Below are 24,477 nucleotides of genomic sequence, written 5' to 3' on the forward strand. Positions count from 1 at the left end.
ACGGCTGCGCCCGCATTTTTTACAGGCGCGCGGTACTGCCGATCCAAGCGGCAAAACTGAATACGGACATTCTCGTCAACCGTGAATTATCAGGCAGGTTCCCCATGCAGTTCAGCGACTTACTGGCAGCGATCTCCACCCACGCGATCCGTCTGCAAACGGAAGAAGACGATCTGATCGTTCTGGGCGATGACCAAGCGTTGGACGACGCGCTCTGGGATCAATTGATTGCGCACAAACCCCAACTCCTGCAGTTGGTCGCCGAACATGGCGGTGACTGGCTGAGCCCGGCCTACCGCATCACCCCGGACATGCTGGCGCTGGTCAACCTCGACCAGCCGGCCATCGACCGCATCGTCGCGGCGGTCCCAGGCGGTGCGGCGAATGTGCAGGATATCTACCCGCTGGCGCCGCTCCAGGAAGGCATGCTTTATCACCATCTGTCGGCGCACCAGGGTGACCCTTACGTGCTGCACGCGCAGTTCGTGTTCGACAGCCGCGCACGTCTTGAGGCTTTTGCCGAGGCGTTGCAATGGGTCATCGACCGCCAGGACATCCTGCGCACTTCGATGGTCTGGGAGCGCCTGGACGAACCGCTGCAAGTGGTGTGGCGCAAGGCTGTGCTGGCCTGCGAAGAGGCGCAGCTGGACGGTGCTGACCGCCTGGCTCAATTGCTCGCTCGCTATGATGCCCGCGCTTATCGCATGGACCTTGGCCAGGCGCCGCTGCTGCGCCTGGTGTTCGCTGACGACCCGGCCAACCAGCGGGTGGTGGCGATGTTGCTGTTCCACCACACCATCCTCGATCACACCGCCCTGGACGGCGTGCGGCATGAAATCCAGCTGTACCTGGCCGGGCAGCAAGCCCAGGCCCCTGCACCGGTAGCGTTTCGCAGCTATATCGCCCAGGTGCGCCATGGCGTCAGCGAGCAGGCTCATGAGGCGTTCTTCCGCGACATGCTGGCGGATATCGATGAACCGACGCTGCCGTTCGGCCTGCAGGATGTGCAGGGTGATGGCCAGGGGATCGACGAAGTGCGCATTCCCGTCGACAGCGCTCTGAGCCGCCGCCTGCGCAGCATGGCGCGCCCGCTGGGGGTGAGTGTGGCGAGCCTGATGCACCTGGCCTTGGCGCGGGTGCTGGGCGCAGTTTCCGGGCGGGAGGCGGTGGTGTTCGGCACCGTGATGCTCGGGCGCATGGGCGCAGGCGAGGGCGGTGAGCGGGCCTTGGGCATGTTCATCAACACCTTGCCGCTGCGGGTGGATGTGGGCGAGCAGGGCGTGCGCGCTGCGGTCAAGGTCACCCATGAGCGCCTCACGCGCTTGCTCGACCACGAACATGCGTCCCTGGCGCTGGCCCAACACTGCAGCGGCGTGGCGGCGCCTACGCCGCTGTTCAGCGCGATACTCAACTACCGTCACAGCGCCGCCACCGATATGGCGGCGGTGATTGAAGTGGCCGACGGCATACAAGTGCTGGGCGCCGAGGAGCGCACCAACTACCCGCTGACGGTGAACGTCGATGACCTGGGTGAAAACTTCGCCCTTACCGTGATGGTGGATGCCTCCATTGGCGCGCAGCGGGTTGCGGGCTACCTGCATACGGCCTTGGAAAGCCTGGCCGACGCCCTTGAACAACGACCGGATATGCCGCTCTGCGGCCTGAACCTCCTGCCTGACGCTGAACGCCACCACTTGCTGCATACCTTGAACGACTGCCCCACGCACTACGCCGATACCCAGCTGATCCACCAGCACGTCGAAACCCACGCCGCCGCCCAGCCCGATGCCATTGCGTTGCGCTTCGAACAACACGCCCTGACGTACCGCCAACTCAACGAACGCGCCAACCAGGTCGCCCACGCGCTGCTGGCCCACGGCGTGCGCCCCGACGCGCGCGTGGCGATCTGCGTAGAGCGCGGCCCGCAGATGATCATCGGCCTGCTCGGCATCCTCAAGGCCGGCGCCGGCTATGTGCCCATCGACCCGGCCTATCCCCAGGAACGCATCGCCTACACCCTGGCCGACAGCCAACCGGTGGCGGTGCTGGTGCAGGCCAACACGGCGCAGCGGGTCGGCGCGCTGGCCCAGATCGACCTCGACCACCTGGGCCCGTTGCCCATCAACAATCCTGGGTTGCACCTGAGCCCGGCCAACCTGGCCTATGTGATCTACACCTCCGGCTCCACCGGCCAGCCCAAGGGCGTGATGATCGAGCATCGCCAGGTCGCGCGCCTGTTCAGCGCTACCCACCACTGGTTCGGCTTCAACTCGCACGATGTGTGGGCGTTGTTCCATTCCTTTGCGTTCGACTTTTCCGTGTGGGAAATCTGGGGCGCGCTGATGCACGGCGGCCAGTTGCTGATCGTGCCGCAACTGGTCAGCCGCTCGCCGGATGAGTGCTACGCGCTGTTGTGCGATGCCCAGGTGAGTATTCTCAACCAGACGCCGAGCGCGTTCCGGCAGTTGATCGCGGCCCAGGGCAACAGCGCCCAGTCCCACTCCCTGCGTCAGGTGATCTTCGGCGGCGAAGCCCTGGAACCGGGCATGCTCAAACCGTGGTACGCACGGGCGGTGAATGCCGGTACGCAACTGGTGAACATGTATGGCATCACTGAGACCACCGTGCATGTGACCTACCGTGCGCTGGAAGCGGCCGACGCGCACTTGGTCGGCGTGAGCCCGATTGGTGTGCGTATTCCCGATTTGCAGTTGTACGTGCTGGATGCACGCCGCGAGCCCTTGCCTCACGGTGTGGTGGGCGAGTTGTACGTGGGCGGTGCCGGGGTGGCGCGTGGTTACCTCAACCGCGAGGCGCTGAATGCCGAACGCTTCCTCGCCGACCCGGCCACCGGTTTGCGCATGTACAAGACCGGCGACCTCGGCCGCCTGCTGGCCGATGGCAGTGTCGAGTACCTGGGGCGTAACGATGACCAGGTCAAGATCCGGGGTTTCCGTATCGAACTGGGTGAAATCCAGGCACACCTGGCCACGGCCAGCGGCGTGCGCGATGCGGTGGTGATTGCCCGTGAAGATCAGCCGGGCGACCAACGCCTGGTGGCCTATGTGATCAGCGATGGCGAACTCAACGTGGCCGCCCTGCGTGACCATCTGCAGCGCAGCCTGGCCGAACACATGGTGCCCAGCGCCTTCGTGCGCCTGGACACGCTGCCGCTGACCACCAACGGCAAACTCGACCGCAAGGCCTTGCCCGCACCTGACGCCGACGCCGTGGCCCGGCGTGCGTATGCGGCGCCCCAGGGGGCGGTGGAAACCACCCTCGCCAGGCTCTGGCAAGACCTGCTCCACGTCGACCGTGTCGGTCGTGAGGACAATTTCTTCGAACTCGGCGGCCATTCGCTGCTGGCGGTCAAACTGATCGAACGCATGCGCCAGGTCGACCTCAGCGCCGATGTGCGCGTGCTGTTCGGCCAACCGACCTTGGCGGCGCTCGCTGCGGCCGTGGGCGGCCAGCAGAGCGTGCAGGTGCCGGCCAATCCCATTCAAGCAGACACCCAGGCCATCACCCCGGACATGCTGCCCCTGGTCGAACTGGATCAGGCTGCAATCGACCATATCCTTGAGGCCGTGCCCGGTGGCGTTGCCAACGTGCAGGACATTTATGGCCTGGCGCCGTTGCAGGCCGGCATTCTCTACCACCACCTGGCGACCACCGAGGGCGACCCCTACGTGTTGCAGGTGCAGTTGCGCTTTCACGACCAGGGCGCCGTCGACGGCTTCGTCAACGCGCTGCACACGGTGATCGAACGCAACGACATCCTGCGCACCGCCATCTTTTGGGAGGGCCTGGAGGAGCCGGTGCAAGTGGTGTTACGCCAGGCGCCCTTGGTGGTCGAACGCCTGGATACGCTGGGCGGCGAGGCACTGGCGCACCCGCAACAGCGTTTCGACCCACGCCACTATCGCCTAGACCTGTCACGCGCCTCGCTGATGCGCCTGGCGTATGCGCAGGACAGCCACGGCGTGGTCGGCATTTTGCTGCTGCACCATATCCTTCTCGACCACACCGCCCTGCAGGTGCTGGTCGAAGAAATGAGTGCCAGCCTGCATGGTCACAGTGCGCAATTGCCTGACGCGGTGCAGTACCGCAACTACGTGGCCCAGGCCCGCCTCGGTGTGACCCAGGCCCAGCACGAAGCCTTCTTCAGCCAGATGCTGGGCGACATCGATGAGCCGACCCTGGCCTTCGGTTTGCAAGACGTGAATGGCGACGGCAGCGGCATTCATGAAGCGCGCCTGCCGCTGGAGCCGGCGCTCAACCTGGGCTTGCGCGAACAGGCGCGGCAACTGGGCGTGAGCACTGCCAGCCTGGTGCACCTGGCCTGGGCCCAGGTGCTGGGCCAGGTGTCCGGCCAGCAGGAGGTGGTATTCGGCACCGTGTTGCTGGGGCGTATGCAGGGCGGCGAGGGCGCGGACCGGGCGCTGGGGATGTTCATCAACACCTTGCCGCTGCGGGTCAGCCTCGGCAGCGTCGGCGTACAGGCCGGCGTGCGCGCCACCCATGCGCGCCTGGCGCAACTGCTCGGGCACGAACATGCCTCGTTGTCCCTGGCCCAGCGTTGCAGCGGTGTGCCGGGCTCGCTGCCGTTGTTCAGCACCTTGCTCAATTACCGGCACAGCGCCGCCGATGAAGCCCCGGGGGACAACCCCTTTGCCGCCTCCGGTATCGAGATTCTCAGCTCCGAAGAACGCAGCAACTACCCACTGGCGCTCAACGTCGATGACCTCGGCACGGGCATGCGCTTGACCGTGCAAGGCGTGGCCGACCTTGATGTGCAACGGGTGGGCAACTACATGCTCACCGCACTGCGCCACCTGGTGACTGCGCTGCAACAGGCGCCGACCACCGCGTTGCACAGCGTGTCGATCGTGCCGCCGGCGGAGCGGCGCAAACTGCTGCAGGACTTCAATGCCAGCGCCCGTGAATACCCGTCGCACCTCAGCGTCGCCCAACTGTTCGAAGCCCAGGTGCTGGCCCGGCCGGAAGCCACGGCGGTGGTGCATGGCGAACGCGCCCTGAGCTACCGCGACCTTAACCGCCATGCCAACCGGCTCGCCCATCATTTACTTAACCAGGGCGTGCAGCCGGGTGAGCCGGTCGCCCTGGCGCTGCCGCGCTCCATCGACCTGATCGTCAGCCAATTGGCGGTACTCAAGTGCGCGGCGGTCTACGTGCCGCTGGACGTCAACGCGCCGCCTGAACGCCAAGCCTTCATGGTGCAGGACAGCGGCGCCCGCCAGGTGCTGGACAACCTCACCGAGCTGAACCTGGACGTAATGCCTGCGACCAACCCCGCTGTGGCCCAGAGCTCGGACAGCGTGGCGTACATCATGTACACCTCCGGCTCCACCGGTACGCCCAAAGGCGTGTTGGTGACCCATCGCGGCATCAGCCGGCTGGTGATCAACAATGGCTACGCCGACTTCAACCCCCAAGACCGCATCGCGTTTGCCTCCAACCCGGCGTTCGACGCCAGCACCATGGATGTGTGGGGTGCGCTGCTCAACGGCGGCCAGGTCCAAGTGATCGACCACGCCACCTTGCTCGACCCGCTGGCGTTGGGCGCTGAACTCAAGGGCGCCACGGTGCTGTTCGTCACCACTGCGCTGTTCAACCAGTATGTGCAACTGATTCCACAGGCCCTGGCCGGCCTGCGCATTTTGCTGTGCGGCGGCGAACGTGCCGACCCGGCGGCCTTCCGCAGCCTGTTGGCGCAGGCTCCGGCGTTGCGTCTGGTGCATTGCTATGGGCCGACGGAAACCACCACCTACGCCGCCACCTATGAAGTGCGCGCGCTGGCCGTTGACGCCGACAGCGTGCCGGTAGGGCGGCCCATTTCCAACACGCAGATCTATGTGCTGGATGCACAGTTGCAGCCGGTGCCGCTGGGTATCACCGGTGAAATCTGTATTGGCGGGGAGGGCGTCGCCAAGGGCTACTTGAACCGTGCGCAGTTGACCGCCGAGAAGTTCGTGAGCAACCCCTTTGTCGATCAGCCTGGGGCACTGATGTATCGCACTGGCGACCTCGGGCGCTGGTCGGAGGATGGCCTGCTGGAGTGCCTGGGGCGCAATGACGACCAAGTCAAAATCCGCGGTTTCCGTATCGAACTGGGCGAGATCGAGGCACGCCTGGCCAGTTGTACGGGTATCCAGGAGGTTGCCGTGCTGGCCCGTGAAGACGTGCCGGGGGACAAGCGCCTGGTGGCCTATTTCACCTGGGCCGGCGCAGACCTGGGCATTGACCAGGTACACGCGCACCTGCAAGGCCAACTGCCGGACTACATGCTGCCGTCGGCCTATATGCCGCTGGCCAGCCTGCCGTTGACCAACAACGGCAAGCTGGACCGCAAGGCATTGCCGGCACCCGACCAGGCCGCCTTGATCAGCCGTGGCTACGAAGCCCCGCAAGGCGAGGTGGAAAGCCTGCTGGCGCAGATCTGGCAGGACGTGCTCAAGCTTGAACGCGTGGGGCGCCATGATCATTTCTTCGAGTTGGGCGGGCATTCGTTGCTGGCGGTCAGCCTGATCGAACGCATGCGCCAAGTGGGCCTGAGCGCCGATGTGCGCGTGTTGTTCAGCCAGCCAAGCCTGGCCGCGCTGGCGGCCGCCGTGGGCAGTGGCAGAGAAATCGTGGTGCCCGCCAATGGCATCCCCGCCGGCTGTACACAGATCACGCCGGCGATGCTGAGCCTGGTGCAACTGACCCCAGAGGTCATAGCGCGCATTGTCGCCAGCGTGCCGGGTGGTGCGGCGAATATCCAGGATATCTACCCGCTGGCGCCGCTACAGGAAGGCATTCTCTACCACCACATCAGCGCCGAGCAGGGCGACCCGTACCTGCTGCAATCGCGCATGGCCTTTGACACCGCCGAGCGCCTGCACGCCTTTATGGGCGCGCTGCAACAGGTGGTGGCGCGCCACGATATTTTGCGTACCGCTGTGGTGTGGGAAGGGCTCGACAGCCCGGTGCAAGTGGTGTGGCGCGATGCCAAGCTGGTGGTGCAGGAGGTGATGCTCGACCCGGCCGGCGGCGATGTGATGGCGCAACTGCATGGGCGTTTCGATGCGCGTCACTACCGCCTGGACATTACCCAGGCGCCGTTGCTGCGCATGGTCTATGCCCAGGACCCGGCGCACAACCGGGTCGCGGCGATCCTGCTGTTCCACCACCTGGCGCTGGACCACACCGCCATGGAAGTGGTCGGCCAGGAAATGCGTGCCTTCATGTTCAACCAGGCCCAGGACTTGCCCGCTGCCGCGCCGTTTCGCAACTATGTGGCCCAGGCGCGGCTGGGCGTCAGTGTGGCGCAGCATGAGCAGTTTTTCCGCGACATGCTCGCCGAGGTCGACGAGCCGACCTTGCCGTTTGGCCTGCAGGATGTGCAGGGCGATGGCCGTGCCATCGAAGAAGCCGAGGTGCACCTGGAGGCAGGCCTGGCCCGGCGCGTACGCCAGCAGGCGCGCCAACTGGGGGTCAGCGCCGCCAGCCTGATGCACCTGGCCTGGGCCCAGGTGTTGGGCCTGGTCTCGGGCCGCGACGAGGTGGTGTTCGGTACGGTGCTGATGGGCCGACTGCAAGCCGGCGAGGGCGCAGACCGTGCGCTGGGGATGTTTATCAACACCTTGCCGCTGCGGGTCGACGTTGCAGCCGGTACGACGCAGGCGGTCAAAGCCACCCATGCACGCTTGAGCGCCTTGCTCGGGCATGAGCATGCGTCACTGGCCCTGGCCCAGCGTTGCAGCGGCGTGCCGACCAGCACGCCGCTGTTCAGCGCCTTGCTCAATTACCGCCACAGCAACCCAGGGGAAATGGCCCGCGACGGCTACGGCATCTGGGAAGGCGTGCAGCTACTGGGCGGCGAAGAACGCAGCAACTACCCGTTGACCCTGAGCGTGGATGACCTGGGCGCAGGCTTTGGCCTGAGCGTGCTGGCCGTGCCGCAGATTGGCGCGCAACGCCTGTGCGACTACATACTCAGTGCCGTTGAGCAACTGATTGTCACCCTGGAGACGGCGCCCAACAGTGCGCTGCGCCAGTTACCGATTCTGCCCGCCGCAGAGCGCGACACGGTACTGCGCGAGTTCAACGCCACCGCCCACGACTTCCCCCATGGCCAGACCCTGCACGGTGCGTTTGAAGTGCAGGCCGAGCGCCAACCCCATCGCATTGCCGTGCAGCAAGGCAGTGAGGCGCTGACGTATCAGCAGCTCAATCAACGCGCCAACCAGTTGGCTCATCACTTGCTGGAACTCGGCGTGCAAGCCGACGACCGCGTGGCGTTGTGCTGCCGTCGCGGCCCGCAGATGCTGGTGGGGCTGTTGGGCATTCTCAAGGCTGGCGCGGGCTATGTGCCGATCGACCCGGCGTACCCGGCCGAGCGTATCGCCTACTTGCTGCAAGACAGCGCGCCCGTGGCGGTGCTGGCCGAGACCAGTACCCAGGAGCTGCTCGGTTCGGTTGCTCTGGTCGATCTGCATGACCCCGCCTGGCAGCGCCACTCTGTGAGCAATCCGCAACTGCCCAACCTGACGCCCGCGCACCTGGCGTATGTGATCTACACCTCCGGTTCCACCGGCCAGCCCAAGGGCGTGATGGTGGAACACCGCACCGTGGAAAACCTGGTGCATTGGCACTGTGAGGCCTTTGGCCTGACGGCGGTGAGCCACACCAGCAGCGTGGCCGGCATGGGCTTTGATGCCATGGCCTGGGAGGTCTGGCCAGCCCTGTGCGTCGGCGCGACCCTGCACCTGCCGCCCGCCGAGATGGGCAACGAAAACGTCGATGAACTGTTGGCCTGGTGGCTGGCGCAGCCGTTGGACGTGAGCTTCCTGCCGACGCCGGTGGCCGAATACGCCTTCAGCCTGCCCCAGCAGCACCCCACCTTGCGCATCCTGCTGATCGGCGGTGACCGCTTGCGCCAGTTCACCCAAGAGCGGCGCTTTGCCGTGATCAACAACTACGGCCCCACCGAAGCCACGGTGGTTGCTACCTCCGGTCGCGTGCGGGCCGGGCAGGTGTTGCATATCGGCCGGCCCATCGCCAATGCCACCAGCTATGTGCTGGACGCGCACCTGCGGCCGGTACCGGTGGGCGTGGCCGGTGAACTCTATGTAGGCGGCAGCGGCGTGGCGCGGGGCTACCTCAACCGTGCCGAGCTGACGGTCGAACGCTTTCTGCAAGACCCGTTCAACCCAGGGCGCATGTACCGCACCGGTGACCTGGTGCGTTGGCTGCCCGATGGCAACCTTGAATACCTGGGCCGTAACGACGACCAGGTAAAACTGCGCGGCGTGCGGGTGGAACTGGGTGAAATCGAAAGCCGCCTGGCGGCACTGGACGGTATTCGTGAGGCCGTGGTGCTGGTGCGCGAAGGCCGCCTGCTGGCCTGGTTCACCGAACAGCGCCCGTTGCAGATCGAGACCTTGCGTGCGCACCTGCAAGCCCAACTGCCCGAGGCGCTGGTACCGGTCGCCTACATGCGGCTTGACCAGTTGCCCCTGACCGCCAATGGCAAACTGGACCGCAAGGCATTGCCAGAGCCAGACCAGTGCGCCTTGCTCAGCCGTGAATACCAAGCCCCCAAAGGTGACGTCGAAACCACCCTGGCGCGGCTGTGGGCCGAGGTGTTGCAGGTGGAGCAGGTGGGTCGCCATGACCACTTCTTCGAACTGGGCGGCCATTCCTTGCTGGCCGTCAGCCTGATCGAGCGCATGCGCCAGGCCGGCCTCAGCGCGGATGTGCGCGTGCTGTTCAGCCAGCCAACCCTGGCCGCGCTGGCCGCCGCTGTCGGCAGTGGCCGCGAAGTGCAGGTGCCGGCCAATCGCATCAGTGCCGGTTGCCAGCGCATCACCCCGGACATGCTGGCCCTGGTGAGCCTCGACCAGTCGGCCATCGACCAGGTGGTGGCTCAGGTGCCGGGAGGCGCTGCCAACGTGCAGGACATTTACCCGCTGGCGCCGTTGCAGGAAGGGATTTTCTATCACTACCTCACGGCGGCGCAGGGCGATCCTTACCTGCTGCAATCGCATCTGGCGTTTGACAGCCTCGAGCGCCTGCACGCCTTTGTGCGCGCCCTGCAACAGGTGATCGACCGCCACGACATCCTGCGCACCGGGGTGGTGTGGGAGGGCCTGGCACAACCGCTGCAAGTGGTGTGGCGCCAGGCGCAGTTGTGCGTACAGGAACTGCACCTGCAAGGCGACGTACTCGCCGGCCTGCACGAGCGCTTTGATGCGCGGCGCTATCGCCTGGAGATCAGCCAGGCGCCGTTGATCCGCCTGATGTATGCCCAGGACCCGGTCAACCAGCGCGTGGTGGCGGTGCTGCTCTATCACCATATCGTGTTGGACCACACCGCCTTCGACGTGGTGTTGCGCGAAATGCAGGGCCACCTGTTGGGCCACGCCGCGCCCACCGCCGCGCCGATGCCGTATCGCAACTATGTGGCCCAGGCGCGCCTGGGTGTCAGCGAACAGGCGCATGAGCAGTTCTTCCGCCAGATGCTGGGCGATGTCGACGAGCCAACGCTGCCGTTCGGCTGGCAGGACGTGCGCGGCGACGGCAATGCCATCGACGAACATACCCTGCAACTGGACAGTCAGCTCAACCGCCGCCTGCGCAGCCAGGCGCGGTTGCTGGGGGTCAGCGCTGCCAGCCTGTTCCACCTGGCCTGGGCGCAGGTGCTGGCCGCGGTATCGGCGCGCCATTCGGTGGTGTTCGGTACGGTGCTGGTGGGCCGTTTGCAAGGCGGCGAGGGCGCCGACCGCGCCCTGGGCGTGTTTATCAACACCTTGCCGCTGCGCCTGGATATCGACGACCAGGGCGCCCGCGCCGCCGTGCGCGCCACCCATGCGCGGCTGACCGAGCTGCTCGGCCATGAACACGCCTCCCTGGCCTTGGCCCAGCGTTGCAGCGGTGTCGCGGCCCCGGCGCCGTTGTTCAGCTCGATGCTCAACTATCGCCATCGCGGCGCCGCCACCCGCTCGGCGGATGCGCAGTTGGCCTGGGAAGGCATGCAGACCCTGGTCAATGACGGGCGCACCAATTACCCGCTGACCTTGAACGTGGATGACCTGGGCGACGGCTACGCGTTCACCGCCCTGGCCCAGGTGGATGCGCAACGGGTGTGCGGCTATATGCATAACGCGTTGAGCGGGCTGGTCGAGGCTCTTGAGCAGGCGCCGCACCAGGCGCTCAATTGCCTGCCGGTGCTGGGGCTGCAAGAGCGGCAACAGCTACTGGTGCAGTTCAACGCCACCGAGGTGAACTACAACCTCGACCAGACCCTGCACGGCATGTTTGAAGCCCAGGTTGTACGTACCCCACAGGCCGTGGCGGTGAAGGCCGGCGAGCACAGCTTGAGCTACCAGCAACTCAATGAGCGCGCCAACCGCCTGGCCCATCACCTGCGTGCCAGCGGCGTGCGCCCGGATGCGCGGGTGGGCATCTGCGTCGAGCGCGGCCTGGACATGGTCATCGGCCTGTTCGCCATCCTCAAGGCCGGCGGTGCGTATGTGCCGCTGGACCCGGCGTACCCGCCAGAGCGCATTGCCTACATGCTGCACGACAGCGCGCCGGTGGTGGTGCTGGCCCAAAGCGCCACCCGCGCCTTGCTGGGTGACGCGGTGGTGATCGACCTCGACCACAGCACCTGGCAGCACCAACCCATCACCAACCCGCCAGTACCGGGCCTCATTGCCCGGCACGCGGCCTATGTGATCTACACCTCCGGTTCCACCGGCCAGCCCAAGGGCGTGATCAACGAACATGCCGGGGTGGTCAACCGCCTGTTGTGGATGCAGGACGCCTATGGCCTCAAGGCCCACGATGCGGTGTTGCAGAAAACCCCGTTCAGCTTCGATGTGTCGGTGTGGGAGTTCTTCTGGCCGCTGTTCACCGGCGCACGCCTGGTGATGGCGCGCCCTGAAGGGCACAAAGACCCGGCGTACCTGTGCGAGGTGATCGCCGCGGAGCACATCACGACCCTGCACTTTGTGCCGTCGATGCTCGATGTGTTCCTGGCCCACGGCGATGTCAGCCAGGCGGCGGGGTTGGTGCGGGTGATGTGCAGCGGCGAGGCCTTGCCGGGCAGCCTGGTGCGGCGTTTCAAGCAGCAGTTGCCGGGGATTGGTTTATACAACCTGTACGGCCCCACCGAAGCGGCCGTGGACGTGACGGCCTGGAACTGCGCCCGCCCTGAGGTGCCGGACAACACCCCGATCGGCAAGCCGATTGCCAATACTCGCCTGTATGTTCTGGACGGGCAGTTGCAGCCGGTGCCGTTGGGCGTGGTCGGTGAGCTGTTTATCGCGGGCGTGCAAGTGGCGCGGGGTTACCTGAACCGCCCTGAGCTGACCGCCGAACGCTTCCTCGACGACCCGTTCACCCCGGGGCGCATGTACCGCACCGGCGACTTGGGCCGCTACTTGCCCGACGGCACGCTTGAGTACCTGGGCCGCAACGACGATCAGGTGAAGATCCGTGGTCTGCGCATCGAGCTGGGAGAAATCCAGGCGCGCTTGATCGAGCATCCGGCGGTCAAGGACGCCGTGGTCGTCGCCCGGGACCAGCGCCTGGTCGCGTATTACACCGGCGCACCCGCCGACATCGACAGCCTGCGCGCCCAGCTGTTGCAGCACCTGCCGGACTTTATGGTGCCGGCGCTGTTCATGCACCTGGACGCCTGGCCCCTGAGCCCCAACGGCAAGCTCGACCGCAAGGCTCTGCCTGCACCGGGTATGGACGCCTTGCAGGTACATGAATACGCGGCGCCCGAAGGCGACACCGAAATCCTCCTGGCCCAACTCTGGGCCGAGCTGCTCAAGGTGGAGCGGGTAGGGCGCCACGACAACTTCTTTGAACTGGGCGGGCACTCGCTGCTGGCCGTGAGCTTGATCGGGCGCCTGCGCCAGGAAGGCATGGAAGCCGATGTGCGGGGCTTGTTCGAACAACCGACCCTGGCCGGCTACGCCGCAATGACCGAACGAATGGAGATCGTCCTGTGAACATCCTCGAGCTGCTGGCAACCCTGAAAACCAAGGATGTGCAACTGGCGCTCAAGGGCGAGCAGTTGTCGGTGAACGGCAACAAGCACGCCTTGAGCGACCCGGCGATATTGGCCGCCTTGCGTGAGCACAAGCCGGTGCTGATCGAACTGATCAAGGCCGGTGAATACGCCGCGACCAAGGCCGGTGAGGTGCAGGTGCCGGCCAATGGCATCCCGGCCAACGCCGAGCGCATCACTCCTGAAATGCTGACCCTGTCGACCCTGAACCAAGACGAGATCGAGCGCATTGTCGCCACGGTGCAGGGCGGCGTGGCGAATATCCAGGACATCTACCCACTGGCGCCGTTACAGGAAGGCATTCTGTTCCACCATGTCAGTGCCGAGCAGGGTGACCCCTATGTGATGCAGTCGCAGTTCGCCTTTGACAACCTGGCGCGTTTCGATGCGTTTGCCCAGGCGCTGCAACGGGTGATGGACCGTCACGACATCCTGCGTACCGGGGTGGTCTGGGATGGCCTGACGCAACCCTCGCAAGTGGTGTGGCGCCAGGCACGCCTGCCGGTGCAAGCCTTGATGCTGGACCCGGGCGACGGCGATATCGCCACGCAACTGCATGACCTGTTTGATGCCCGCCACTACCGCCTCGACGTCACCCAGGCGCCGTTGCTGCGCCTGGTGCGCGCTGAAGACCCGGCCAACCAGCGCATCGTCGCCACCCTGTTGTTCCATCACATGGCGCTCGACCACAGCGCCCTGGACGTGGTGTGCCACGAAATGCAGGCGTGCCTGTTGGGTCAAGGCGCGGCCCTCGGCCAGGCCGTGCCGTTTCGCAACTATGTGGCGCAGGCGCGGCTGGGCATCAGTGAACAAGAACATGAAAGTTTCTTCCGGCGGATGCTCGGCGATATCAGCGAGCCCACCTTGCCGTTCGGTTTGCAGGATGTGCAAGGCGATGCGCGCGCTATCGCTGAAGTCAGCCTGCCGTTGGCGCCGGCACTGGCCCAGCGTTTGCGCGGACAGGCACGCCAACTGGGCGTGAGCGCCGCCAGCCTGTTTCACCTGGGTTGGGCCCAGGTGCTGGGGGTGTTGGCCGGCAAAGCCCAGGTGGTGTTCGGCACTGTGTTGATGGGGCGCATGCAGGGCAGCCATGCCACCGACCGCGCCCTGGGCATTTTCATCAATACCTTGCCGTTTCGCGTGGACGTGGACGCCCAGGACGTGCGCACCGCCGTCAAGGCCACCCACGCACGGCTGACCACGTTACTGCGCCATGAACACGCGGCGTTGGCCCTGGCCCAGCGTTGCAGTGGCGTGCTCGCGCCGACGCCGCTGTTCAGCGCGCTGCTCAACTATCGCCACAGCGCGTCCGCCGCCAGCGCCGAGGCCGTGTCGGCGTGGCACGGCATCACCGCACTGCGCGTCGAGGAACGCACCAACTACCCGCTGACCCTGAGCGTGGACGACCTGGGCGAGGGCTTTGGCCTGAGTTTGCTGGCCAGCACCCTGGTCGACCCTCAACGCGTCTGCGCCTACCTGCACACCGCGCTGGAAAACCTGGTGAGCGCACTGGAACAGGCCCCCCATACCGCGCTTGAGCAACTGTCGGTGGTGCCCGCTGCCGAACAGCGTTTGCTGCTGGAACAGTTCAACACCACCCAGACCGTCTTCCCCCAAGGCACCACCCTGCACGGCAGGGTCGAAGCCCAGGCCGCGCTCACGCCGCACGCCATCGCCGCGGTGCATCAGGGCCGGCAACTGACCTATGCCGAACTGAACCAGCAAGCCAACCTGCTGGCCCATCATCTGCTGGCATTGGGGGTCAAGCCCGACGACCGCGTGGCGATTGTGGCGCGGCGCGGCCTCGATACCCTGGCCGGGTTGCTGGCGATTCTCAAGGCCGGTGCCGGTTATGTGCCGGTGGACCCGTCCCACCCGGCCGAGCGTCTGAACTATTTGCTCAGTGACAGCGCGCCAGTGGCGGTACTCACCCAGCACGCATTGCTGGAGCGCCTGCCGGCCCTGGAAGTGCCGGTGATCAATCTGGACCGCTTCACCTGGCAGCACCATTCGGCGAGCAACCCCACAATCGCCGTCGGCCCGACGCACCTGGCCTATGTGATCTACACCTCCGGCTCCACCGGTTTGCCCAAAGGGGTGATGGTGGAACATCACACTGTCGCCAACCTGGTGGACTGGCATTGCAGCGCCTTCGACCTGCGCGCCGGGCGGCATACCGCCAGTGTTGCCGGTTTCGGCTTTGACGCGATGGCCTGGGAAGTGTGGCCGGCGCTGTGTGTGGGCGCCACCTTGCACCTGCCACCGGCCCATGAGGGCAGTGAAGATATCGACGCACTGCTGGCCTGGTGGTGCGCGCAGCCTTTGGACGTGAGCTTTCTGCCGACGCCGGTGGCGGAATACGCCTTCAGCCAGAACATCGAGCACCCGACCTTGCGCACCTTGCTGGTCGGTGGCGATCGCCTACGCCAGTTCGGGCGGGCGCAGCGCTTTGAGCTGATCAACAACTACGGGCCCACCGAAGCCACGGTGGTGGCCACTTCCGGCAAGGTCGAGGCGGGCCAGCCGTTGCATATCGGCAAGCCCATCGCCAATGCCAAGGTCTACGTGCTCGACCCACACCAGCGCCCGGTGCCGCTGGGGGTGGCGGGGGAGTTGTACGTGGGCGGCAAGGGCGTGGCACGCGGTTACCTGAACCGTCCGGAACTGACTGCCGAGCGTTTTCTGCGCGACCCATTCAATGCAGGGCGCATGTACCGCACCGGCGACCTGGTGCGCTGGTTGCCGGACGGCACGCTCGACTACCTGGGGCGCAACGATGACCAGGTGAAAATCCGAGGCGTGCGCATCGAACTGGGCGAAATCGAGACCCAGCTCAACCAATTGCCCGGCATCCTGGAAGCAGTGGCGGTGGTGCGTGAAGAGCGGCTGGTGGCCTACTTCACTGAAAACCCGCAACTGGACCCGCTGACGCTCGCCGAAATCCGCGCCCACCTGGTGGCACATCTGCCGGACTACATGGTGCCCGTCGCGTTCATGAAGCTCGACGCACTGCCACTGACCGCCAATGGCAAACTCGACCGCAAGGCCCTGCCGGCGCCGGACATGGCCGCGGTATTTACCCGCGAGTACGCCGTGCCCCAGGGCGAAATCGAAACCGTGCTGGCGCAGATCTGGTCCGAGGTGTTGCAGGTGCAGCGTGTGGGGCGTTACGACCATTTCTTTGAGCTGGGCGGGCATTCGCTGCTGGCCATGCGCATGGTGTCCCAGGTGCGCCAGCGGCTGGGCGTCGAATTGGCGCTGGGCGAACTGTTTGCCAACGCCGAACTGGCGGCGGTCGCCGAGGTGCTGGCCCAGGCCGGTCGCAGCACCTTGCCGGATATCTTGCCGGCCAACCGTGATGACGACGTGCCGCTGTCCTTCGCCCAGCAACGCCTGTGGTTCCTGGCGTTGATGGAAGGGGCCAACACCGCCTACAACATTCCCATCGGCCTGCGGTTGCGCGGGCAGCTGCATGTACAGGCGCTGCAACGGGCCCTGGCGCGCATTGTGGCGCGGCATGACACCCTGCGCAGCCGCTTCGCCCAGCAGGGTGACCAGGCCCAGGTGCTGGTCGTGCCGGCCGAAGAGGTGTTGGCGCTACAAGTGCAGGACCTGCGTCGCCACCCGCAGCCGCAACAGGCCCTGGACGCGCTGATCCACGGCGAAGCCTCGGCACCCTTCGACCTTGAACGCGGCCCGTTGCTGCGCGGGCGCCTGGTGGTGATGGCCGATGATCACCATGTGCTGTTGCTGACCCTGCACCATATCGTCTCCGACGGCTGGTCCATGGGCGTGCTGACCCGCGAGCTGATGGCGCTGTACCAGGCGTTCAGCCACGGCCACGCCGACCCGCTGCCGCCCTTGCCGATCCAGTACGCCGACTTTGCCGTGTGGCAACGCCTGTGGTTGAGCGGCGAGGTGCTGCAACGCCAAAGCAGCTTCTGGCAGCAGGCGTTGGCCGGTGCGCCAGCGTTGCTGACCTTGCCCACCGACCGCCCGCGCCCGGCGCAGCAGGACTACGCTGGCAGCAGTGTCGAAGTGCGCCTGGATGAACGCCTCACCGCCGGGCTCAAGGCCTTGAGCCAACGCCATGGCACCACCTTGTACATGACCTTGATGAGTGCCTGGGCGTCGCTGTTGGCGCGCCTGTCCGGGCAGCCCGAGTTGGTGATCGGCACGCCGGTGGCCAACCGCATGCGCACCGAAGTCGAGGGGCTGATTGGCCTGTTCGTCAACACCCTGGCGCTGCGTATCGACACCTCGGGCGAGCTGAGCACCGAGGCGTTGCTGGCGCGGGTCAAGGCGCTGACGCTGGAGGCCCAGGCCCATCAGGACTTGCCCTTCGAACAGGTGGTGGAAATTACCCGGCCGCCGCGCAGCCTGGCCCACAGCCCGCTGTTCCAGACCCTGCTGAGCTGGCAGGACAGCAGCGCGCCGACCCTGGCCCTGGGCGACCTGGCTCTGGAGAGCATTGTCGAGCACAGCCATTTCGCCAAGTTCGACCTGTCGTTGAACCTGGGGGAAGTGCAGGGCAGCATCCTCGGTGCGCTGGAATATGCCGTGGCGCTGTTTGACGAGTCGACGATGCAGCGCTACGTCGGCTATTTCACCCGCGTGTTGCAGGCCATGGTCGATAACGACCAGGCGGTGCTGGCGCAGGTGCCTCTGGTGGACGCGCGCGAACGTCGGCAACTGTTGGTGGATTTCAACGCCACTGCCATTGAGTACAACCTCGACCAGACCCTGCACGGCCTGTTTGAAGCCCAGGTGCTGCGCACGCCCCATGCCATTGCCTTGAAGGCGGGCGAGCAGCAACTGAGCTATACCGAACTGAACACGCGTGCCAACCAATTGGCCCATCACCTGCAAGCCCTGGGTGTGCAGCCCCAGGCGCGGGTGGCGATCTGCGTGGAGCGTGGCCTGGACATGGTCATTGGCCTGTACGCGATCCTCAAGGCCGGCGCCGCCTATGTGCCGCTGGACCCGGCCTACCCGCTGGAACGCATCGCCTACATGCTGCACGACAGCGCGCCGACGGTAGTGCTGGCCCAGGCCAGCACCCTCGGGTTGTTGGGCGAGGTGCCGGTGGTCAACCTCGATTCACCCACCTGGCAGCACCAGCCCACCCATAACCCGCAGGCGGCCAGCGTGGCGGCCTATGTGATCTACACCTCCGGTTCCACCGGCCAGCCCAAGGGCGTGATCAACGAACACCCTGGGGTGGTCAACCGCCTGCTGTGGATGCAGGACGAATACGGGCTGACGGCCAGCGATACGGTCTTGCAGAAAACCCCGTTCAGCTTCGACGTGTCGGTGTGGGAGTTCTTCTGGCCGCTGTGCACCGGCGCGCGGCTGGTCATGGCCCGCCCTGGCGGGCATAAGGACCCTGACTACCTGTGCCAGGTGATCGAGGCCGAGCGGGTCACAACGCTGCATTTTGTGCCGTCGATGCTCGACGTGTTCCTGGCTCACGGCGATGTCAGCCAGGCCGCCGGGCTGGTGCGGGTGATGTGCAGCGGCGAAGCCCTGCCGGGCAGCCTGGTGCGGCGCTTCAAACAGCAATTGCCGGAGGTTGGCTTGTACAACCTGTATGGCCCCACCGAAGCGGCGGTGGATGTCACCGCGTGGGACTGCGCGGGTGCCGTAGTGCCGGATAACACCCCCATCGGCAAGCCGATTGCCAACACGCGCCTGTATGTACTGGACGGGCAGTTACAGCCGGTGCCGTTGGGGGTGGTCGGTGAATTGTTCATCGCGGGCGTGCAGGTGGCACGGGGTTACCTCAACCGCCCTGAGCTGACCGCCGAACGCTTCCTCGACGACCCGTTCACCCCGGGGCGCATGTACCGCACCGGCGACGTGGGCCGCTACTTGCCCGACGGCACGCTCGAATACCTGGGGCGCAATGATGACCAGGTGAAAATCCGTGGCCTGCGCATCGAACTGGGGGAAATCCAGGCGCGCCTGAGCGAGCATCCAGCGGTGCAGGAAGCCGCCGTGATTGCCCGCGAGCAGCGCCTGATCGCCTATTACACCGGCGTGCCGAGCGAGGTCGAAAACCTGCGCGCCCATCTGCTGCAACACCTGCCGGAATTCATGCTGCCGACGAGCTTTATGCACCTTCAGGCGCTGCCGCTGAGCCCCAACGGCAAGCTCGACCGCAAGGCGTTGCCGGCGCCGGGCCTGGACGCATTGAGCGTGCGCGACTATGAAGCGCCCGTGGGGGACACGGAAATCACCCTGGCCGCGCTGTGGTCCGAATTGCTCAACGTGGAGCGCGTGGGCCGGCATGACAATTTCTTTGAATTGGGTGGCCACTCCTTGCTGGCGGTCAGCCTGATCGGGCGCATGCGCCGCCTGGGCTTGTCGGCGGATGTGAAAGTGCTGTTTGGCCAACCGACCTTGTCCGCCCTGGCTGCGGCTTTGGGTGGTGGGCGTGAAGTGGCGGTGCCGGCCAATCGCATTGCGCCCGATTGCACCCGGATCACGCCGGACATGCTTGCGCTGATCACCCTGGACCCCGCTGCCATCGAGCGCATCGTCGCCAGCATCCCCGGCGGCGCGGCGAATGTGCAGGAGATCTACCCGCTGGCACCCTTGCAGGCCGGCATCCTGTATCAGCATCGCGCCGTGCAAGGTGACGACGCCTATGTGTTGCAGGCGCAGTTTGCCTTCGACAGCCGCCTGCGCCTGGACGCCTTCGCCCATGCCTTGCAGGCGGTGATCCAGCGCCATGACATCCTGCGCTCATCCTTCCATTGGGACGGGCTAGAGGAACCGGTGCAAGTGGTGTGGCGCACCGCCTCATTACGGGTTGAAAGCGGCCCGTTGCTGCCACGCCTGGACCTCGGCCAGGCACCCCTGATGCGCCTGGTGTATGCCGAGGAACCACAACGGGTAGTGGCGACGTTGCTGTTTCACCATCTGGTGATGGACCACATCGCCCTGGACATCCTGCAACACGACATGCAGGCCTTCCTGTTGGGCGCGCAAGACACCTTGGGCGCGCCCGTCCCGTACCGCAACTACGTGGCCCAGACCCGTCTGGGCGCTGAGGACCACGAGACGTTTTTTCGCGAGATGCTCGCTGGGGTCGACGAACCCACTGACTTACCGCACCTGGGCGCCGATGAGCGCGTGAAGGTGAGTCTCGACCTGGGGTTGAGTCGGCGCCTGCGCACTCAGGCGCGTCAAGCCGGCGTCAGCGCCGCCAGCCTTATGCACCTGGCCTGGGCCCATGTGCTGGGCACGGTCTGCGCCCGTGAACAGGTGGTGTTCGGCACGGTGATGCTCGGCCGCCTGCAAGGTGGCGAAGGCGCCGAGCGCGCCATGGGCGTATTTATCAATACCTTGCCGCTGCGAGTCGACCTGGGTGAACACTCGGTACTGACCGCGCTGCGTGCCACCCATGGGCGCCTGACCCAACTGCTCAGCCATGAACACGCGCCCTTGGCGCTGGCCCAGCGTTGCAGCGGCGTACCGATGGCCACGTCGTTGTTCAGCGTGCTGTTCAACTATCGCCACAGCGCACCCCAGGCCGGGGGTGTGGCCGAGGCGTGGCAGGGGATCGAAGTGCTCAAGACCGAAGAGCACACCCACTACGGCGTGTCGGTGAGCGTGGATGACCTGGGTGAAGGTTTCAGCCTCACGGCCATGGGGCAGGGGGCCCGACGCTTGGGTGACTACCTGCATAACGCCTTGGTGCAGGTGGTGCAGGCACTGGAAGAGCGCAGCGACATCGCGCTCAATTGCTTGTCGATCCTGCCTCAGGCCGAACGCCAGCAACTGCTTGAGGGCTTCAACGCCACAGCCCGCGCGTTCCCCCGTGAACGCAGCGTGCAACACCTGTTCGAAGCCCAGGCCCAGGCGCGCCCCGATGCGGTGGCGGTGCGGCACGGCGAGCAACGGGTGAGCTACGGCGAGCTCAACCGCCGCGCCAACCGCCTGGCCCATCACCTGCTCGGCCTGGGTGTGTGCCCCGGCGATAACGTGGCGATCCTGCTGCCACGCTCGGTGGCGTTGTTGGTCAGCCAACTGGCGATTCTCAAATGCGCCGCCGCCTATGTACCGCTGGACATCAACGCGCCGGCCGAACGCCAGGCTTTCATGCTGCAAGACAGCGGCGCGGCCTGGCTGTTGACCCGCAGCGACTGCAGCGTGGAGAGTGCGGTGCAGCGCCTGGACTTGGACACCCTGGCCCTCGACTCATACCCCGAGCACAACTCGGGCCTGCCGCAGTCTACGCAGAACGTGGCGTACATCATGTACACCTCCGGCTCCACCGGCATGCCCAAAGGCGTATTGGTGCCGCACCGTGGCATCACGCGCTTGGTGCTCAACAACGGCTACGCCGATTTCAATCCCGATGACCGCGTAGCCTTCGCCTCGAACCCGGCGTTCGATGCCAGCACCATGGATGTGTGGGGGGCATTGCTCAACGGCGGTCAGGTGCAGGTGATCGACCACGCCACCTTGCTCGACCCGCTGGCGTTTGGCGCGGCACTTCAGGGCGTGACGGTGCTGTTCGTCACCACCGCGCTGTTCAACCAGTATGTGCAACTGATTCCCCAGGCCCTGGCCGGCTTGCGTATTTTGCTGTGCGGCGGCGAGCGTGCCGACCCGGCGGCGTTCCGCAACCTGCTGGCATTGGCACCGGGGTTGCGCCTGGTGCATTGCTACGGGCCGACCGAAACCACCACCTACGCCACCACTTATGAAGTGCACGCGCTTACCGCTGATGCCGACAGCGTGCCGGTAGGGCGACCCATTTCCAATACGCAGGTCTACGTACTGGATGCGCAGTTGCAGCTGCTGCCTGTGGGGGCGACCGGTGAAATCTGCATCGGCGGCGACGGTGTCGCCCAGGGCTACCTGAACCGACCTGAATTGACGGCTGAAAAGTTCGTGCAGAACCCGTTCAACCCAGGCGCCTGGCTGTACCGCACCGGCGACCTCGGGCGCTGGAGCGCAGACGGCTTGCTGGAGTGCATCGGGCGCAATGACGATCAAGTGAAGATCCGCGGCTTCCGCATTGAGCTGGGTGAGATCGAAGCACGCTTGGCCACATTCGCCGGCATCCGCGAAGGGGTGGTGCTGGCCCGCGAAGACGTGCCGGGGGACAAGCGCCTGGTGGCCTACTTTACCTGGGCGGGCGAGTCGGTCGGCATCGAGTCGGTGCGCGCTTACCTGCAGGCGCACTTGCCGGCCTACATGGTGCCTTCGGCCTTTGTGGCACTGGAGCATTTGCCGTTGACGGCCAATGGCAAGGTTGATCGCAAAGCCTTGCCGACGCCGGCCTGGGACGCTGCGGCCAGCGGCACATTCGAAGCGCCAACTGATGCACTGGAACAGACCTTGGCCCAGCTGTGGGCCGACGTGTTGAAGCTTGAGCAGGTGGGGCGCCATGACAGTTTCTTCGAACTGGGCGGGCATTCGTTGTTGGCGATTCGCCTGGTCAATCGGCTGGAAGAGGCCGGGTTGCCGGTGTCGCTGGCCGAGCTGTTCGAGCATGCCAGCGTGGCCTCGGTCGCGGCGCTGCTGCGCCTGCGCGGTGACGAGGCGCTGCCTGAAACGGCGGTGATCACGGTGCGCAGCCGTGGGTCGCAGGCGCCGTTATTTCTGGTGCATGAGTTCAGTGGCATGGACGTGTACTTCCCGGCGCTGGGCCAGCACCTGCCGGGCGATTACCCGATTTATGGCCTGCCGGGCCTGGCGCTGGGCGAGGCGCATCTGGACAGCATGGAAGGCTTGGCCGCGCGCATGGTTGGGCTGATTCGCCAGATCCAGCCCCACGGCCCTTACCGCCTGGCGGGGTGGTCGTTTGGTGGGGTGCTGGCCTATGAAGTTGCCATGCAGTTGCTGGGGCAGGATGAGGCCGTGGCGTTTCTCGGCTTGATCGACAGTTACGTGCCGCGCATGACCGACCAGGGCAAGGCCCGCTGGAGCGGGCCGGACGCCCTCGAGCGGCATTTGTTGTTGCAGTGCACGGCCTATTGGAAGGCACAGGGAGGTGTGGATGAGCTGGCGAGCCTGGAACAACTGGAGGCAGGCCTTGGACAGCTGGACATTGCGGCTCTGCTGCAACGCTGTCGCGATCAAGGTTTGCTATACGCGCAAATGGCAGCGGCGACGGACGCCGACCTGTTGAGCTTTTTGCAAAGGGAAGTTGGCCATGGGCATGCCCTGGCCCACTACAGCCTGTTCCCGCTGCCGATTCCGGTGCACCTGTTCAGCGCCGAGCAGCGGCCCACCGAACTGTCGTGGCGCAGTGCCGCGCTGGGGTGGGACACCGCCCTGGCGCCTGGGCAACTGCGCCAGGTGCAGGTGCCGGGGGATCACCAGAGCATGATGCAGGCGCCGCATATCCAGAGCCTTGGCCAGGCCATGAGCCAAGCGCTGGCGGCGAGCACCCCGGTGAGCTGCGCGGCGCACTCACCCTTGCTGCGCATCCAGAGCGGGCGCGTCGGTTATGCACCGGTGTTCTGCGTGCCGGGCGCGGGAGACAGCGTCACCGGCTTTGTCGGCTTGAGCGAAGCTTTGGGGCGCGACTGGCCGCTGTATGGCTTGCAGCCACGCGGGCTGGATGGCGAAGCGGTGCCCCATAGCCAGGTGGAAGCGGCGGCCCAGTGTTACCTGGCGGCGCTGGAACAGGAATGCCCCGAGGGGCCGGTGCATCTGGTGGGGCATTCGTTCGGCGGCTGGGTGGCGCTGGAAATGGCGCTGCGCTTGCAGGCGATGGGGCGTGAGGTGGGCTCTTTGACGGTGATCGACAGCGAGGCGCCGGGGCGTGCGGGCAAGGCTTATACCTCGACGGCGGCGTTGTTGCGGTTGATCGAGGCGATGCAGTTGGCGGCTGGGAAGTCGCTGGGGATTGATGCGGTGGACTTTGCCGGGCGCGATGAGGTGGCGCAGCGGCAAGCGTTACACGCGGGGATGGTGAATGTGGGGTTGTTGCCGGCGCGTGTGGCGGTGGAGGCGATGGATGGGCCGGCGCGCACTTACGCGGCGGCGTTGCGCACGGTGTATCAGCCGCAAGGGCGGTATGAGGGGTGGTGCGCCTGGTGTTGGCGCAGGACCCGGCGCTGGATGCGGCGGGGAACCAGCGGGAGCAGGGGTTGATGGTTGAGGGGTGGCGAGGGCAGGGGGGTGGGTTGCAGGTTTGGTATGGCTTGGGGAATCACTTTACGTTGCTCAAGGCGCCGAATGTTTTGGGGTTGGCCAGGTGGTGGTTGGACGTTGTTGGGGTTGGGGAGGTGGTGTCTTGACGGGTGTGCACCGATCCGAATGTGGGAGCTGGCTTGCCTGCGATAGCGGTCTGTCTGCGTACATATCCATTCCTGCGGTAACGGCCACTTATGGTTCCGCTCTGACAGCGGGTCACTTTTGGAAAG

The 24,477-nt window shown here is 65.7% G+C and carries 1 protein-coding gene and 1 pseudogene; both read left to right on the top strand.

The window, feature by feature from the left end; translation table 11 throughout:
• Positions 1-104 precede the first annotated feature (104 nt).
• The gene (locus MF6394_RS23300) at positions 105-13,028 is read left to right on the top strand and encodes a non-ribosomal peptide synthetase (RefSeq protein ID WP_078467665.1); all 12,924 of its coding nucleotides are present in this window, start codon (positions 105-107) and stop codon (positions 13,026-13,028) included.
• Positions 13,025-24,351, top strand: a pseudogene (locus tag MF6394_RS23305) (amino acid adenylation domain-containing protein). Before MF6394_RS23300 ends, MF6394_RS23305 begins: the two are co-directional and overlap by 4 nt.
• The last annotated feature ends 126 nt before the right edge of the window (positions 24,352-24,477 follow it).

This window comes from Pseudomonas sp. MF6394, from assembly GCF_002018845.1.
In the GTDB taxonomy this organism is placed as follows: Bacteria; Pseudomonadota; Gammaproteobacteria; order Pseudomonadales; family Pseudomonadaceae; genus Aquipseudomonas; species Aquipseudomonas lactis.

What these genes read in the sequence shown, in the direction of transcription:
- MF6394_RS23300 (WP_078467665.1), top strand. Translation starts at nt 105, where the DNA reads ATGCAGTTCAGCGACTTACTGGCAGCGATCTCCACCCACGCGATCCGT.